General features: G+C 69.2%; 13 protein-coding genes and 1 pseudogene. 7 read left to right on the top strand and 7 right to left on the bottom strand.

Annotated features, from left to right (window positions below; genetic code table 11):
- Positions 1-38: 38 nt before the first annotated feature.
- The 4 genes from L0C25_RS08830 to L0C25_RS08815 all read left to right on the top strand — a co-directional run bounded on the left by L0C25_RS08830 (position 39) and on the right by L0C25_RS08815 (position 7,730).
- On the top strand, positions 39-2,204 hold the full coding sequence (locus tag L0C25_RS08830) for a HelD family protein (protein ID WP_333908576.1): 2,166 nt from the start codon (positions 39-41) through the stop codon (positions 2,202-2,204).
- Positions 2,205-2,233: 29 nt separating this feature from the next.
- Complete coding sequence (locus tag L0C25_RS08825; RefSeq protein ID WP_271636102.1) at positions 2,234-3,853, top strand: metallophosphoesterase family protein; 1,620 nt, start codon at positions 2,234-2,236, stop codon at positions 3,851-3,853.
- Positions 3,854-4,186: 333 nt separating this feature from the next.
- Positions 4,187-5,713: a DHA2 family efflux MFS transporter permease subunit gene (locus L0C25_RS08820; RefSeq protein ID WP_271636101.1), complete on the top strand. Its 1,527-nt coding sequence runs from the start codon at positions 4,187-4,189 to the stop codon at positions 5,711-5,713.
- A 118-nt stretch (positions 5,714-5,831) separates the two neighbouring features.
- Positions 5,832-7,730 carry an anthranilate synthase family protein gene (locus L0C25_RS08815; protein WP_271636100.1) on the top strand — a complete coding sequence of 633 codons (1,899 nt, stop codon included), beginning with the start codon at positions 5,832-5,834 and terminating at the stop codon, positions 7,728-7,730.
- A 128-nt stretch (positions 7,731-7,858) separates the two neighbouring features.
- On the opposite strand, the gene L0C25_RS08810 is transcribed toward L0C25_RS08815, so the two are convergent.
- The 7 genes and pseudogenes from L0C25_RS08810 to L0C25_RS08780 form a co-directional block, all read right to left on the bottom strand.
- Positions 7,859-9,235 carry a S1C family serine protease gene (locus tag L0C25_RS08810; RefSeq protein ID WP_271636099.1) on the bottom strand — a complete coding sequence of 459 codons (1,377 nt, stop codon included), beginning with the start codon at positions 9,233-9,235 and terminating at the stop codon, positions 7,859-7,861.
- 89 nt (positions 9,236-9,324) lie between these two features.
- Positions 9,325-10,773 carry a sensor histidine kinase gene (locus L0C25_RS08805; RefSeq protein WP_271636098.1) on the bottom strand — a complete coding sequence of 483 codons (1,449 nt, stop codon included), beginning with the start codon at positions 10,771-10,773 and terminating at the stop codon, positions 9,325-9,327.
- 6 nt (positions 10,774-10,779) lie between these two features.
- The gene (locus L0C25_RS08800; protein WP_271636808.1) at positions 10,780-11,469 is read right to left on the bottom strand and encodes a response regulator transcription factor; all 690 of its coding nucleotides are present in this window, start codon (positions 11,467-11,469) and stop codon (positions 10,780-10,782) included.
- A gap of 183 nt (positions 11,470-11,652) precedes the next feature.
- Positions 11,653-12,363: pseudogene (locus L0C25_RS08795) on the bottom strand (fructosamine kinase family protein); the annotation flags it as partial.
- A gap of 57 nt (positions 12,364-12,420) precedes the next feature.
- The gene (locus tag L0C25_RS08790; RefSeq protein WP_271636097.1) at positions 12,421-12,936 is read right to left on the bottom strand and encodes a low molecular weight protein-tyrosine-phosphatase; all 516 of its coding nucleotides are present in this window, start codon (positions 12,934-12,936) and stop codon (positions 12,421-12,423) included.
- Entirely contained in the window at positions 12,936-13,313 is a 378-nt protein-coding gene (locus L0C25_RS08785) for a phage holin family protein (protein WP_271636096.1), read from the bottom strand. Before L0C25_RS08785 ends, L0C25_RS08790 begins: the two co-directional genes overlap by 1 nt.
- A 50-nt stretch (positions 13,314-13,363) precedes the next feature.
- Positions 13,364-14,029, bottom strand: a complete 666-nt coding sequence (locus L0C25_RS08780) for a GntR family transcriptional regulator (RefSeq protein ID WP_271636095.1) — start codon at positions 14,027-14,029, stop codon at positions 13,364-13,366.
- 104 nt (positions 14,030-14,133) lie between these two features.
- On the opposite strand from L0C25_RS08780, the gene L0C25_RS08775 reads away from it, so the two are divergent.
- The 3 genes from L0C25_RS08775 to L0C25_RS08765 all read left to right on the top strand — a co-directional run bounded on the left by L0C25_RS08775 (position 14,134) and on the right by L0C25_RS08765 (position 16,522).
- A complete protein-coding gene (locus L0C25_RS08775) occupies positions 14,134-15,027 on the top strand; it encodes a dimethylarginine dimethylaminohydrolase family protein (RefSeq protein ID WP_271636094.1) in 894 nt (297 codons plus the stop codon).
- Positions 15,028-15,070: 43 nt separating this feature from the next.
- On the top strand, positions 15,071-15,475 hold the full coding sequence (locus L0C25_RS08770) for a VOC family protein (RefSeq protein ID WP_271636093.1): 405 nt from the start codon (positions 15,071-15,073) through the stop codon (positions 15,473-15,475).
- Between the two features lie 156 nt (positions 15,476-15,631).
- Complete coding sequence (locus L0C25_RS08765; protein ID WP_271636092.1) at positions 15,632-16,522, top strand: SMP-30/gluconolactonase/LRE family protein; 891 nt, start codon at positions 15,632-15,634, stop codon at positions 16,520-16,522.
- Positions 16,523-16,549: the final 27 nt, after the last annotated feature.

Below are 16,549 nucleotides of genomic sequence, written 5' to 3'. Positions count from 1 at the left end.
CGCTTAGACTTGTACGTTCCGCCCGGCGAAGGAGTTCGGTGGCAGAGAACGAACCGATGCGACCCGCAGCATCGCAGCAACAGTCCCAGGACGAGATCGCGCACGAACAGGCCTACGTCGACGGCGTATACGCCCGCCTCGACGAGGCGTCGAAGGTCGCGCGCTCACTCGTGGCCGAGGGGCACGCCCGCGCCAGCATCGGCCATGAGGGTGCGCTCGTCGAGCGCGACGCGATGGTCTACCAGGCGTCCAAGCGTCTCGCGGCGCTCGACGCCGCGCACGACGGGCTCGTGTTCGGCCGCCTCGACCGGATCGACGGCGAAGCCCGCTACATCGGCCGGATCGGCGTACGCGACGCTGAACGCGAGGTGATGCTCGTCGACTGGCGCGCGCCAGCAGCCGCGGTGTTCTACCAGGCCACCGCCCAGGAGCCCTCCGGTGTCGTTCGCCGGCGCGTACTCCGCAGCAGGGGTGAGCTCGTCGTGGGTGTCGAGGACGACCTCCTCGACGCCGACAACGCGCCCGACGACATGGTGGTGGTCGGCGAAGGCGCCCTGCTCGCCTCGCTGAGCCGTGCACGCGACGCGACGATGCACTCCGTCGTCGCGACGATCCAGAAGGAGCAGGACGAAGCGATCCGCTCGCCGAGTCGCGGCGCGACCACGATCGGTGGCGGGCCGGGCACCGGCAAGACCGTCGTCGCGTTGCACCGCGCCGCGTACCTGCTCTACACGGATCGCCGCCGGTTCGAGTCCGGCGGAGTGCTGGTCGTCGGCCCGTCGGGCATCTTCATGAACTACATCGACCGGGTGCTTCCGAGCCTCGGCGAGACGAGTGTGACCCTGCGTTCGCTCGGTGAGGTGGTCGACGGCGTCAAGGCGGCACGCCACGACGTCGGCGCGGTCGCGGCGGTCAAAGGCTCCGACCGGATGCAGCGCGTGCTCGCTCGGGCGGTACGCGCCGACGCCCCGGACGCGCCGGACGAGTTCCGCTATTTCTACCGCGATGACGTGCTGCGCCTCGAGCGGCGCGATCTCAGCGGGCTTCGCCGCCAGCTCCTCGGCGGCGGGCAGCGTCGCAACCGGGCGTACCCCAAGGTCAAGGGCCAGCTGATCGACGCGTTGTGGCGCCAGGTCACCGGCCCGCGCGCGCTCGAGGACGGCAAGGAGGAGTTCGCCGACGAGCTGCAGACGTCCGACCAGATGATCGAGTTCGTCGACGCCTGGTGGCCCGTCCTCGACGCCATCGACGTCTGGCGCTGGCTGCGTGACCCCGAACGTCTCGCGCGCTTCGCCGACGGCCTGCTGTCCGGTGACGAGCAGCGCCTGCTGCTGGCCTCCTGGGCCGAAGCCGACGACGTCGCCGTCGAGGACGTCCCGCTCATCGACGAACTGCGTTACCTGCTGGGCGAGGTTCCGGCCGAGTACTCCGACGACGAGGCAGACGTACCCAAACAGCTGATGTCGTTCGAGCGCGCCGAGCGCGAGGATGCCCGCACCCGGTCGGAGCAGCTGCGGGCGACGCAGAGCATCGAGGATGACGGGTACGCGCACGTGCTCGTCGACGAGGCGCAAGACCTGTCGCCCATGCAGTGGCGGATGCTCGGACGCCGCGGCAAGTACTCGAGCTGGACCATCGTCGGCGATGCCGCGCAGTCGTCCTGGCCGCTCCCCGACGAGGCCGCGCGGGCGCGGGCCGCGGCACTCGACGGCAAGCCCGAGCACACCTTCCGGCTGTCGACCAACTACCGAAACTCGGCCGAGATCTACGACTTCGCGGCCGATGTCGCGCGGCTCGCCGTCCCCGACCCCGACCTGCCCGATGCCGTCCGGCGTACGGGGGTGCGTCCCCGGCACGAGGTCGTCGAGAGCGGGCGACTGCTCGACTCCGTTCGCGATGCCGTAGCCGATATCGCCGCTCAGGTCGAAGGCACCGTCGCGGTCGTCACCGCGTCCGCGCGGCGTGACCGGCTGGCGAACGACCTGGCCGAGACCCTCGGCGCGTACGGCCGGCGGGTCAGCGTGCTCGACGGGCTCGACACGAAGGGCCTCGAGTTCGACGGGGTGGTCGTCGTAGAACCCGACCAGATCACCGAGGAATCCGAGGCGGGCTGGCGTACGCTCTACGTCGTGCTCACTCGTGCGACCCAACTCCTCACGTCGGTCGGTACGTCCCGAGACTGGCTCGACCGAATCGAGCAATGAACGCGCTAGGGCGGCGGACGCGGCGCTTCTTGAAGCTTGCAGTCCCCTTGGTCGTCGTGTGGGCACTGGTGTCGATTCCGACCGCCCTCTGGATGTTCGACCACGACGACCGCACGGTCGTCATCGGCGCGCACACGACGACGGTCTCCCCGACGTTCGACGCGCACGCGACGCTCGACTTCGGTCCGCTGCTGCCGCGGCTACGGATGCCCGTCGATGCGCCGTTCGACCTGGGGGTGTCCATCGACGTCGGTGACACCGACGTGAACGACCTCGACGAGCTGTTCGCCCGCGACGCGGTCATCGCGGCGCAGCCTGAAGGCGAGATCGGCAAGGTCCAGTCGCACCTCATCGGGATGGCCGTCGACAGCGCGCTCCGGGGCGCCGGCGTCGGGTTGATCGCAACCCTGATGATCGCGGTCGGCTGGCACGTGACGGGCCGCGAGCGACGGGCGCTGGTGTGGCGACGCGTACGCGACGTGCGGAGCGCGAGCCGCAAGGAACTCGGGATCGGCGGACTCACCCTGCTGCTGTTCGTGGGCGCCATCGTCTTGATCACCGTCCCGACCGGACCCGAGCCCGAGTCGGCGGCAGACAGTGGCTGGCGTCCGGTGCCCGACGTGATACCCGGGACGGGCGACATCGAGGAGCTCGACCGGATCGAGCTCTCGACCGGCAGCGCGACCCGCGGCGGAGTGACCCTGATCGAGGGCGCGCTGCAGACGTACCGCGAGTCTCAGGAGTTCTACGGCGACATGGAGGACCGCGTGCCCGAGATCGCCAAGGACATCCGCAAGCCGGACGACGAACAGACACTCGCCGTGCTGATCTCCGACCGCCACGACAACATCGGCATGGATCCCGTGGTCGCCGCGATCGCACGCGAGGCGCGGGCCGAGCTGATCATCGACGCGGGCGATGACACCTCGACCGGGGGCCCGTGGGAGGCGTTCAGCATCAACTCGATGGAGCGCGCCTACGAGGACTTCGACAAGGTCGCCGTCGCCGGCAACCACGACAAGGGCGGGTTCGTACGCGAGGCACTCGAGGACGCCGGGTTCGAGGTGCTCGACGGCGAGCCCGTCGAGGTAGCCGGCATTCGGTTCCTCGGCGCCAGCGACCCGCGTAGCTCGGGCCTCACGGCCGGGTACGGCGAAGACTCGGGATCGATCGAGGACCAGGGCGAAGAGCTGGCCGACGTCGCCTGCGAGGACGAGGACGTCAGCACGGTCCTCGTACACAGCCCGACGACCGGAGAGCCGATCGCTCGGTCCGGCTGCACCGACCTCATCCTGTCCGGGCACCTGCACCGCCAGGTCGGGCCCGACACGGTGACGGGCGAGGAGGGTGTGACCACCACGTACACCAACGGCACCACCGGCGGTGCGGCGTACGCGTTCGCCCTTGGCAGCAAGCTGCGCCGGCCCGCGCAGGTGACTCTCGTCACGTACGAGGACGGGCGTCCGATCGGGTTGCAGCCGGTGAACTTCGACACCGGCGGCCACATCCACGTCGCCGACTTCGAGGAGATCGTCACCGACACCTCGATCGAGAAGGACGCCGACGAGGCGCAGAAGGACACCGACGAGGCCGAGGACAAGGCCACCGACGACAACGGCGGCGATGAAGCCGAGGGGTCGCAGGAGTAGCCGACCGAGGCGAGCAGTAGCCGCAGTACTGCGCCACGGACGGCCCTGTCGGACGCCGGTTGTACGATTGACCAAGTCAACGCCGACCAGGCAATCGCGATCGTCAGAGAATCCCTCGCGCTCGGGAATAAGCCGGCCCGGCGCGGTGTTGACGGGACCGACCAAACAGGGGCCCGGGCGTCCCTGGCCACTGGTCGAAAACGCGTGGACGTTCGAGCCCGTCGCTTGGGATCATCAAGGAGCGACGCGTCCGGATGGCATCCTCGCGTCGATGACTTGAGTTTTGCACGATCCGCGCGGCCCGCCGCGCTCGAAATGGGGGGGAACCCACAGATGTCCGCCGTCTCCGGTGCCGACGACAAGCTCGACGGCGCCGTACTCAAAATTGCCGGCGTGGTCGTGCTCGGTGCGATCATGTCGATCCTCGACATCACGGTAGTCAGTGTTGCGCAGCCGACGTTCCAGGACGTCTTCGAGGCCAGTCCAGCCGACGTCGCCTGGTCGATGACCGGCTACACACTGGCACTCGCCACCGTGATCCCGATGACCGGCTGGGCCGCAGACCGGTTCGGTACGAAGCGGCTCTACCTGCTCGCGCTCACCCTGTTCGTGATCGGGTCGTTGCTGTGCGCCATGGCCTGGGACGTCGGCTCGCTGATCAGCTTCCGCGTGCTGCAGGGTCTCGGCGGCGGCATGCTGATGCCGCTCGGCATGACGATCATGACCCGCGCCGCCGGCCCGCACCGCGTCGGCCGGGTGATGGCCGTCCTCGGCATCCCGATGCTGCTCGGCCCGATCGGCGGCCCGATTCTCGGCGGCTGGCTGATCGACCAGGCGAGCTGGCACTGGATCTTCCTGATCAACCTGCCGATCGGCATCGCCGCCTTCGCGTACGCGATGGTGATCCTGCCGAAGGACGCACCGGAGCCGTCCGAGTCGTTCGACTTCGTCGGCATGCTGCTGTTGTCCCCTGGGCTGGCACTGTTGCTGTTCGGTGTCTCGTCGATCCCGGAGAAGGGCACCGTGATGGACGACCGCGTGCTCGTCCCGGCCATCGTCGGCATCGTGTTGATCGCGGTGTTCGTGTGGCACGCGTTCCGTCCGGAGCACCCGCTGATCGATCTGCGGCTGTTCAAGAACCGTCAGCTGACGGTCGCGGTCATCACCATGTTCCTGTTCGCGGTCGCGTTCTTCGGCGCGAGCCTGTTCATCCCGTCGTACTTCCTGCAGGTACGCGGCGAGAGCACGCTCGACGCGGGGCTGCTGATCGCACCGCAGGGCCTCGGCGCCATGCTCACGATGCCGCTCGCCGGGCGGATGGTCGACAAGATCGGGCCCGGCAAGATCGTGATGACCGGCCTGGTCGGCATCATCGCGGGTATGGCGGTCTTCACCCAGATCGAGGCCGACACCTCGTACGCCGTGCTGCTCGGTGCGCTGTTCGTGATGGGCCTCGGCATGGGCGCGACCATGATGCCCACCATGACGGCCGCGCTGCAGACGCTGCGCGAGCACACGATCGCGCGCGGTTCGACGCTGATGAACATTGTGCAGCAGGTCGCCGCATCGGTCGGTACGGCCATCATGTCGGTGGTCCTGACCAACCAGATCAAGGACTCCGACTTCGCCGGCGCCGCGACTCAGTCATGGCAGAACCCGAAGATCCTCGAGCAGCTGTCACCGCAGATGCTCGCCTCCGGGTTCAGTGACGCCGCGGACGCGTTCGGTACGACGTACACCGTGGCGTTCGCCCTGATGATCGTGACGCTGATCCCCGCGGCGATGCTGCCCCGGCGCAAGGCGGGCATGCCGCCCGCGGAAGGCGAGCCGGAGGAGAAGGTCGAGGCCCCCGCGGGCTGACGCTCGCCGGCGCCAGGTCGGTCACGGCCCAGCTCGGCCCGAGGGCCGTTCCCGATACCGGGAGCGGCCCTTCGGCGTTGCGTGACTAGGATCGTGAGCCGTCGCCAGCTTCCCTCGCATGCACCCCGAACGGACGACCATGAGCATCCTCGACGAGCTCCTCGAGTTTCCCGCGTACGCGATCATCCGGCTGCGCGAGACCGACATGGTCACCCTGGTTGCCGGGCCCCGGGAGGACATCGAGAGCCTCGCAGACGTACGCGTCGACGATGGTGCCCCGCACGAGGGGCCGACGTACGACCGGCTCGTCGTCGTGCCGTTCGCGCAGGTTCGAGAGCGTGGCTTCGAGGCACACCAGGACGGCACCCCGCTGTCGGTGATCGAGTGCGAACACCACTCCGAGGTGCCGCTGGACGCGTTGCTCGAGCTGCTCCCCGGCGACGAGCTGACGTTCGCCGATCGTGGTGGGTTCGAGACCGGCGACGACGAGTACGCCCGGATGGTCGGTGACGTCATCCGCGACGAGATCGGCGACGGTGAGGGAGCGAACCTCGTCGTAGCGAGGCACTATCGCGCCCGGATCGCCGACTGGGGCCACCGCGCCGCATGGTCGGTACTTCGCCGCCTGCTCACCCGTGAGCACGGCGCGCACTGGACCTTCTGCATCTTCACCGGCGACCGGTTCCTGATCGGCGCGAGTCCCGAGCGGCACGTCAGCGTCGAGGCGGGCAAGGTGCGGATGAACCCGATCAGCGGCACGTTCCGCCTCCGGGGCCTCGAAACGCATGCGGCGCGCAAGGACGCGCTGATCTCCTTCCTGCGCGACGAGAAGGAGATCTACGAGCTCTTCATGGTCGTCGACGAAGAGCTGAAGATGATGTGCCACATCTGCCACGAGGGCGGGCTCGTCCTCGGGCCGTACCTCAAGCAGATGTCGCATCTGGTGCACACCGAGTACCTCCTCGCCGGACGTACCCATCGCGACGTACGCGAGGTGCTGCGCGACACGATGTTCGCGGCGACCGTGACCGGCAGCCCAGTCGAGAACGCATGCCGGCTTATCAAGCGGTACGAGCAGCGCGGGCGCGGCTACTACGCGTCCATCGCGGCCCTCATCGGGCGCGATGCCGACGGCGCGCAGACCGCCGATGCGCCGATCCTGATCCGCACTGCCGACGTCGACCTCGACGGCAACCTCACCGTTTCGGCCGGCGCGACCCTCGTACGCGACTCCGATGCCGCGTACGAGACGGCGGAGACGTGGGCGAAGGCGTCGGGCGTGCTGTCGGCATTCGGCCTGCTCGACGGCGCATCGGTCACCGGCGCCGACCTCACGGCGCTCACGTCGGAGGACGACGTGCTCATCGCGCTCGGTGAGCGCAACCAGCGGCTCGCCCAGTTCTGGCTCTCCGACCAGGGCGACACCGACCCGAGTGTCTCGCTACGCGGCAAGCGGGTCGTCGTCGTCGACGGCGAGGACGACTTCGTGAACATGCTGGGTCACGTGTTCGGCGTACTCGGGATGTCGACCGACCTCGTCCGCCACGACTACTACCGGCCGGGGGCGCTCGACGACTACGACCTCGTGGTCGTCGGCCCCGGGCCCGGCGATCCGCGCGATGGGTCCGATCCGAAGATCAAGGTCATGGACGGCATCGTCTCGGGCCTGCTCGCGGAGGAGCGGCCGTTTCTCGCGGTCTGCCTCGGACACCAGGTCCTCGCGAAGGCGCTCGGGCTCGAGCTCGCGTACAAGGACATCGTCTTCCAGGGCACGCAGTCCGTGCTGCCCGTCGGCGGCCACGACGAGACGGTCGGGTTCTACAACACGTTCGTGGCGCGCGTACCCGAGAGCGGGCTTCCCGCCGGGGTGACCGTCGAGACCGATCCGGCAACGGGTGACGTGCACGCGCTCACCGGGCCGCACTACCGGTCCCTGCAGTTCCACGCCGAGTCGATCCTCACCCGCAACGGCTTCGACATCATGCGCCGGGTGGTCACCGACCTGCTACGACGCTGAGGAGAGAGTTCTTACCCGCCCCGTGAGCCGCACGGTTCGGCCCCGAAATCGGCGAAATCGGGACTGAAACGTGCGGCTCAGGGGGCGGGTCACCGCAGAATCCGCGCGCCGAAGGCCTCAGCGGGTGATCAGGGTGTGTCGCCGCCGTCGGAGCCGAGCTCGACGTCGGTCGTGTGGTCCTCGCCGTCGCGCGTGTACGCGATCTCGACCTTGTCGCCGGGCGCGTACCCACGGATCGTCGCTACCAGCGACTGCGAGCCGGTGATGACATCGTTGTTCAGCTTGGTGATGACATCGCCCTGCTTCAACCCTGCGTCGCTGCCGGGGCTGCCGCCTTCGACGCTCTTGATCCGGGCGCCGTTCGTGGTGATGTCGTCCGAACCCTTCGAGTCCGTGACGGTGATGCCGATCTGCGCATGCTCGACGCTCTGACCGTCGATCAGCTGGGTCGCGATGTTGCGCGCGAGGTCGATCGGGATCGCGAAGCCGAGACCGATCGAGCCCGCCTCCGAACCCGACGAGTTGCTGCGGATGCTGGAGTTGATGCCGACGACGTTGCCGTTCATGTCGACCAGCGGGCCGCCGGAGTTGCCGGGGTTGATCGCAGCGTCGGTCTGGATCGCGGGGTAGACATTGGACGTCTCGCCGGAGCTGTCGCCGGCGGAGACCGGACGGTTCAGCGCGCTGACGATTCCGCTCGTCACGGTGCTCTCCAGGCCGAACGGCGAGCCGACCGCGACGACGTCCTGGCCGACCTTCAGATCGGCCGACTTACCCAGCGTCGCCCGGTCTAGATCGGAGGCGTCCTTGGCCTGGATCACCGCGATGTCGGTCACCGGGTCGCGACCGACGATCTCAGCCTCCGCCGTGGAGTTGTCGTCGAACGCGACCGTGATCGTGCCGCCCTCTGCCGCTGCGGCGACCACGTGGTTGTTGGTGAGGATCATCCCGTCCTTGCTGATGATGATCCCGGTGCCGCTGTCGGCCATGTCGGAGCCGGACACGTTGATCTGTACGACCGAGGGCCGCACCTTGGCGGCGACGGCCTCGATGGTGCCGGACTTGAGCTTCTTGTCCGTTGCCGACACCGGCTCGGACAGCGACGTACCTGCGGCCGAGTCGGCGAGGCCGGATGACTCGTCGTCATTGAGCGCGTTGATGCCCGCTGCGCCGGCCCCACCGCCGACCAACCCGGCGACGAGCGCCGCGGCGACCACGAGACCGAGGCGGGGCCGCCGGTTCCGGTCGGCGTCTGCAGGCGCCTGCGGAGCCATCGGCGGACCCGCCGGCTCGGCGTTCCGGTCGGGGGCCGGGTACCGATGCGTGAACGACGCGGTCGGCTCGGGGCGCCCGTAGCCGGGCGGGGGCGCCTGACCGGGCCCGCCGGCCGGCGGACCGTACGGCTGCGGGGGACGGGGGCCCGCAGCAGCAGGGTCGGAGGACGGCTGCCGCTCGGGACGCCGCCCGTCGTTCGCGTTTCCGTCGTTCATATCTCCAGCGCTCATAGCTCAATGATGTGCCGCATGACTGAGATGGGCCTGAGATGCGAGTGTGACATGTCTGAGGATCTACGGATCGCGCGCCCGCTGGCGACCTAATCCGGATGCGGGCGCTCGCCGGGAATACTGAGCGTCATCAGCGCGCCTCCCGACGGTGCCCGGCGCGCCGTGACCGTGCCGCCGTGGCGGCCGGCGGCCTGCGCGACGATGGCGAGGCCGAGGCCCGAGCCCGGCAGCATCCGCGCCTCCCGCGACCGGTAGAACCGCTCGAAGACATGCGGAAGGTCTTCCTCGTGGATGCCGGGGCCGTTGTCGGCGACGGTGAGGACCCCGTCGTGCAGGCGTACGGTCACCGCGCCGAGCGGCGGGCTCCACTTGGCGGCGTTGTCGAGCAGGTTGGTGATGGCCCGCTCGAGCAGCTGACCGTCGCCGAATACGACCCATGGCTCGCTGTCGACGTTGAACTCGATCCCGGGCGCCCGCAGGCGTACGCGCTGGACGCAGTTCATCAGGATCTCCGACAGGTCGGTCGCCTCGGGCGCACGTGTCGGCGATGTGTCACGGGCAAGCTCGACGAGGTCGCCGACGAGGGTGGTGAGCTCACCGATCTGTGCTCGTACGTCGGCCATCAGCTCTCCGCGCGCCCGCGGTGCGAGGCCGCCTTTCACCTCTGCCTGGCTGAGCAGCTCGATGTTCGTACGCAGGCTGGTCAGCGGCGTCCGCAGCTCGTGGCCCGCGTCGGCGACGAGCTGGCGCTGGCGCTGCTTGGAGGCGTCGAGCGAGGTCAGCATCGAGTTGAACGCGATCGTGAGCCGGGCGAGCTCGTCGTCGCCGGTGACCTCGATCGGCGTGAGCTGCTCGGTGCGCGCCACCCGTTCGGCCGCGAGGGTCAGCCGACGTACGGGGCGCAGGGAGTTCGTGGCGACCAGCCAGCCGGCGATCCCCGCGACGATCACGCCCGCGGCGCCGACCACCCACAGAGCTATCTCGAGTCGGTCGAGGGTACGCGCGGTCGACTGCATCGACTGCGCGAGCACGACGGCCGTGCCTCGACCGGACTGCACGGCGACCATCCGGTACGGGGTGTCGCCGATCGTGACCGTTCGGATCGACTCGGCATTGATCCCCTGCGCGACAGCGACCTCCGGATCGCCGACGTACTTGCCGAACCCGGGCATCGCGATCGGCCCGCCGTCGGCCGGGACGAGCGCGATCAGGATGTCGGCGGCCGCGAGCGCCGCGGGGACCTCGCCGCTGCGCATCTGGTCGGACGCCTCCGACGACTCGGCGACGGCGTGTGCGCGCTTGACCAGCGACGTGTCGAGGGAGTGGTTGACCTCCGTGCGTACGGTCAGGAAGATCGTGACGCCGACCGCAGCGATCGTCAGGCCGACCGCCACGGTGGTCAGCAACGTGATCCGGGCGGCGAGCGTCACGCGGTCGGAGACCTGCTCGCGCAGGCCGAGGCGCGACTTGGGTGCGAATCCCTCCGAGTGGTCCTGCTCGGGAGCCGCGTCGCGGGTCCCGATGTCGCGTTCACCCATGGTCGATCACGGTGGCGTCTCGCGGAGCACGTAGCCGACCCCGCGTACGGTGTGCAGCAGCCGCGGCTCGTCCTCGGCCTCCAGCTTGCGGCGGACGTAACCGACATACACCTCGAGCGAGTTGGCAGAGGTCGGGAAGTCGAAGCCCCAGACCTCCTCGAGGATGAACGACCGCTCGAGCACTCTGCGGGGTCGCTGCATGAACAGCTCGAGGAGGGCGAACTCCGTGCGAGTCAAGGACACCGGACGGTCGCCGCGCATCACCTCGCGAGTGGCGGTATCGAGGGAGAGGTCGGCGAACGAGAGCTGGGTCGACTCCTCCTCCTCGGGCGGACGCGACATGCGCCGCAACAGCGCGCGTACGCGGGCGAGCAACTCCTCGAGGGCGAACGGCTTGGTGAGGTAGTCGTCGGCACCGGCGTCGAGGCCGTCGACCCTGTCGTCGACGGCGTCGCGCGCGGTGAGGACGAGGATCGCGACGTCGTTGCCCGCGTCGCGCAGCGCGCGGGTTGCCTCGAGCCCGTCGAGGCGGGGCATCATGACGTCCATGATGATCGCGTCGGGATTGATCAGGGGTACGCGGGCGAGCGCCTCCGCGCCGTCGGCCGCGACGTCGACCGCGTAGCCGTTGAACTCCAGGGAGCGGCGCAGCGAGTCACGTACGGCCCGGTCGTCGTCGACGACCAGGACCTTCATCTCTTCATCGGGAGGCACGGCCTCAGTCCTGCCCGGCGGTTCCGTCGAGCACCGAGGTGGCCGCGGCGCCGGCCCGCGCGCCGTACCCGCCGCCGAAGAGGGCCGCATGGACGAGGAGGGGTGGAGCTGGTGCAGAGGCAGCCGACCACGCCATCCCTCGGCGAGCGGCGCCTCCTCGTCGTACCCCTCGACGATGCGTTGCAGGTGGGTCGCGCCGAACAGCGACAGCATCGCGATATCGGTCTCGCGGTGGCCGCCGTGTGCGGCCGGGTCGATGACGTGCACGGCGCCATCGCTGCCCCAGACCAGGTTTCCGGACCACAGGTCACCGTGAATCCTCGCGGGCGGCTCGGCGGGCCCGGTGAACTCCTCGATGCGCCTCATCAGCGTCTCGATCGGCGTGGCGTCGTCGGCCGAGATCGCGTCGCGGTCACGCGCGAGCTTGAGATACGGGAGAACGCGCCGCGTGGCGAAGAACTCCGGCCAGGTGGGTGCGGGCTTGTTGGGCAGCGGTGCGAGCCCGATGTAGCCGTCGTTGGCGGCGCCGAACGAGTCCGCGCCGGCGGCATGCGTACGGGCCAGCTCGCGGCCGAACTCCCCCGCGGCCTCGGGTGACGGTCGGCCGGGTTCGACCCAGTCGATGAGCAGGCAGTCTTCGGCGACTCCGAGCACGTCGGGTACGCGAGCGGCGCCGGCGTCGGCGAGCCACCGCAGGCCGTCGGCCTCACGGACGAAGAAGTCCGGCGGCGTGTTCGGACGCGTCTTCGCGATCGCGCTGCGACCGTCCGAAAGGCGCAGCCGGGTGCTCGTACAGATGTCGCCGCCCGCGACGGGGGTTGTCGAGATGACGCTGATGCCGAGCAGCCGCTCGGCCCGAGAAGCGATGCCAGCCATCCGTGCCATGCCTCGACGTTACCGGGTCGCCACGCATCCGCGCGGGCTCTCGCCGGGTCAGACGCGGGCGTCGAGTGCGTCGACGAGGGCCTTCGTGGTGCGTTCGACCATCGCGAGCACCCGCTCGAATCCGTCTTGGCCGCCGTACCAGGGATCGGGAACCTCGTCGTCGGAGGCGCTCGCCTCGGGGTCGTACGCCCGGAACATCTGCACCCGCTGGGCATCGCCGTCCGAAGGGGCGAGCGCGCGTACATCGCGGTCGTTGGCGTGGTCCATGGTCAGGATCAGGTCGTACTCGTCGAACCATGAGGTGTCGAACTGCTGCGCGCGATGCCGGCTCGGGTCATAGCCGTGTGCGCCGAGGGTCTCGGCGGCACGGTCGTCCATCGGCTCTCCGGTGTGCCAGCCGCCCGTGCCGCTCGAGTCGACCTCGACGCGATCGTCGAGGCCGGCGTCCTCGAGCGCGGCGCTGAGGACGACCTCGGCCATCGGGGATCGGCAGATGTTGCCGAGGCAGACGGTCGCGATGCGGTACGACCGGCGCTGATCTCTGGGAGGAGGCAGCTCGGGCATCAGTCGGCGACGTCGAAGATCGCGTTCAGGACGGCGTTGACGATCGAGATGACGATCGAGCCCCATACGGCGGTCCAGAAGCCGTCGACGACGAAGTCTGCGCCCACCCAGTCGGCGATGTTCGCGGTGAGCATCAGCAGCAGGGCGTTGATGACGATCAGCATCAGGCCGAGCGTGACGATGATGAACGGCAGCGACAGCAGCTTGATCACCGGAGCGACGAAGGTGTTGATCAACGCGAAGACGGCAGCGACGATCGCGAGCGTGAGTATCTCGTCGCTTCGTTCGGCACCGCCGATCGAGATGTCGTCGAACAACCACGCCGCGACCGCGATGGCTCCCGCGCTGAAGATCCAGCTGGCGATGAGTCGGGTCACCGCCCCATCCTCGCATCCTGATCAACCGCCCGGCGTATTGCGCCCGAATGTCACTCGTCGGCGAGCAGCGCCTCGCGGATCGACGTCTCGGCTCCGTCGAGGTGAGCACGCATGGCGTCGTCGACGGCGTCCGCGTCGCCGGTCTCGATCAGCTCGAGCAGCCGGCGGTGGTCGGCGATCTGCGCGCGAGCGTTGCTGCGCAGTCGATCGAGATGCGCGAGGGCGAGCCTGATCTCCGCGTACAGCTGATCGGCCAGTGCCGACAGGCGTTCGTTGCCGGTCAGTCCGACGATGCGGCGATGGAAGTCGAGATGCGCTTCGGTGATGTCACGGGCCGACGCTCCGGACTCGGCCAGCTTCGCGTACCGCGACAAAGCGGTGCGTACGGCGTCGCGGAGCTCGGGCTGTGCGTCCGGCCAGGCATGCGCACCCGCCCGCTCGACGACCAGCCGCGCTCCGACCAGATCGTGTACCTGGTCGCGGTCGTACGACGTGACCGCCACTCCGCGGTTCGGCTTGCGGGTGACGAGCCCTTCGCCGGTCAGCAGGGTCAGCGCCTCGCGCACGGTGCTGCGCGCGACGCCGAGCTGCTCGGCGAGGCCCACCTCGCGCAGCGGCGTCGCCGGTGCGAGCTCGCCCGCGAACAGCGCGTGTCGCAGCGACTCGGCGACGCGTTCGACCGTCGAGCTGTGCTCGAACTCGAGTGAGCCGTACACGGCACCAATTCTCCACGATCTCCGATCCGGAGTTCGGGTGCCCGCGCGGGAACGGAGCGGCTATGATCTGAGTGTCGGATTGTCGGACAATATTGGAGGCGAGCATGAACCGCGACGGCACCTTGGCCTGGGGGCACCATTACGCGATGGTCACACCCGAGCACTACCGGATCGAGTACGACATCAACCCGTTCATGAACCCCGCCGACCAACCGGATCCGGTGCGGGCGCGCGAACAGTGGGACACCCTGGTGGCAACGCTGCGGGCCCTCGGCGCGCGCGTCGACGTGCTCGGCGGCGCGGCAGGCTCTCCCGACATGGTCTACGCGATGAACCTCGGTCTGGCCGTGACCGACCCCGATGACATGCCTCGGGTCGTCATGTCGCACATGCGCTTCGCCGAGCGTCGGGCTGAGACGCCGGTCGCGGAGAAGTTCTTCGCCGGGCTCGGGTTCGCCTCCACCTACATCGGACGCAGCGGCGTCGGCGGCCATTTCGAGTCGGGTGACGCGTTCCCGTACGCCGACGCGTTGCTCGTCGGCCACGGCAAGCGCTCCGACGAGGTGGCGCTGAAGGCCCTCGCGACCGAGCTCGACGTACGAGTGCGGGCGCTGCGGATCGTGCACGCGTCGATGTACCACCTCGACCTCGCCTTCTGTCCGCTCGACGCGCGTACCGCCTTCGTCTGTCCCGACGCGTTCGACGCCGCGAGTGCGCGGGCGCTGCTGGAGTCGGTACCGCAGCCGATCGTGCTCAGCGTCGCCGACGCGCTGACCTTCTGCGCCAACTCCGTGGTCGTGGGGCGCACCGTGGTGATGCCCGCCTGCCCCGCAGGCGTACGCCGGTCGGTCGAGGCGGCCGGGTTCGAGATCGTCGAGCTCGACCTGAGCGAGTTCCATCTGGGCGGTGGGTCGATACGGTGTATGACCAACCCGCTGGACATCGTGATCGGGCGCGACCTGCCGGGCGTACCCGGTGGAGAGCTGGTGCTCGCCTGAGCCCGATGGACACGGGCTCCTCGCGGCGCCGAGGAGGAGAACTATGGACTGGAAGCTCGAACTCGTCATCCTGCCCGTCACGGACGTGGACCGCGCGAAGGCGTTCTACGAGACCAAGCTCGGGTTTCATCTCGACGTCGACCACAGCGCCGGCGACGCGTTTCGTGTCGTGCAGCTGACGCCGCCGGGCTCGGCGTGCTCGATCTCGTTCGGGGTGAACATCGGCGTCGGGGAACCCGGCTCGGCCAACGGGCTGCACCTCGTCGTCGACGACATCGAGGCGGCACACGCCCACCTCGACGCCGTGGGCATCGACAGTTCGGGGCCACAACACTTCGCCGACGGCGCGATGACCCCCGGCGTCGACCCCGACCGCCAGAAGTACGGCTCGTTCATCTTCTTCGACGACCCCGATGGCAACTCATGGGCGGTCCAGGAGGTCCGCTAGTCGCTCGAACGTCTGGACCGCGTGCGTGCTCGCGGATTCGGCCTCGCGGGCGTCTCCGGTGCTCTAGGGTTGACCACGTACGACTCGCCGCTCGGCCGAGTCGGGTACGACTGCGTACCGGCAGGGGCAGAACGGATGTCAGGCGGAAACGCACGGATGAGTCGGCACGTCGAAGTGGTGGCCGACGGCTTCTCGTACGTCATGAGTCCACGGTGGCACGACGGCCGCCTGTGGGTTTCCGATCTCTACACCCCCGCGGTCCTGGCGATCGACCTCGACGGTTCCGTAGAGCACGTCGCGGAGGTGGCCGGACAGCCGGCGGGCCTCGGCTGGCTACCGGACGACCGCCTGCTCATCGTGTCGATGCGCGATCACCGCATTCTGCGCCGCGAACCGTCGGGTGACCTCGTCGTCCACGCCGACCTGTCGCCGCTGCATCTCGCCGGCCATCTGAACGGCATGGTCGTCTCCGCCTACGGTCTCGCGTACGTCGGCAACTTCGGCTACGACCTGATGGGCGGGGCGGCGATGCGCACGACGCAGCTGCACTGCGTGACGATGGACGGCGAGGTCGCGACCGTCGCCGACGGTCTCCAGCTGCCGAACGGCATGGTGATGACGCCCGACAACACGCTGTTGGTGGCAGAAACGCTGGGAAACCGGATCACGGCCTACGACTCGGGGACCGACGGTGCACTGCACAATCCCCGACGCTGGGCGACGTTCGAGCCCACACCTCGCGCCGACGGCACGGGCGCCGTGGCGGGCCCCGTTGCCCCGGCGGGGATGTGTGCCGACATAGAGGGCGCGATCTGGGTCGCCGACGCACTCGGCAATCGCGTCCTGCGCGTACGTGAGGACGGCGAGGTGGCCGAGGAGATCGCCACCGGCGGACTCGGCGTGTACGGCTGCATGCTCGGCGGCCACGACGGGCGCACTCTCTACCTGTGTGCGGCGCCGTCCTTCGCCGAGCGCGAGCGGCGCGACACTCGCGACGGTGTGCTGCTGGCCGCGCAGGTCGACGTACCGCACGGTGCGCTGCCCTGACGCCGGCGCTACTTCTTCGGCAACGCC

Origin of the sequence: Solicola gregarius (assembly GCF_025790165.1) — a bacterium.
GTDB classification, from domain to species: domain Bacteria; phylum Actinomycetota; class Actinomycetes; order Propionibacteriales; family Nocardioidaceae; genus Solicola; species Solicola gregarius.
Note: the sequence above shows the minus strand (reverse complement) of the source record. Positions and strands in the feature narration are given on the sequence as shown.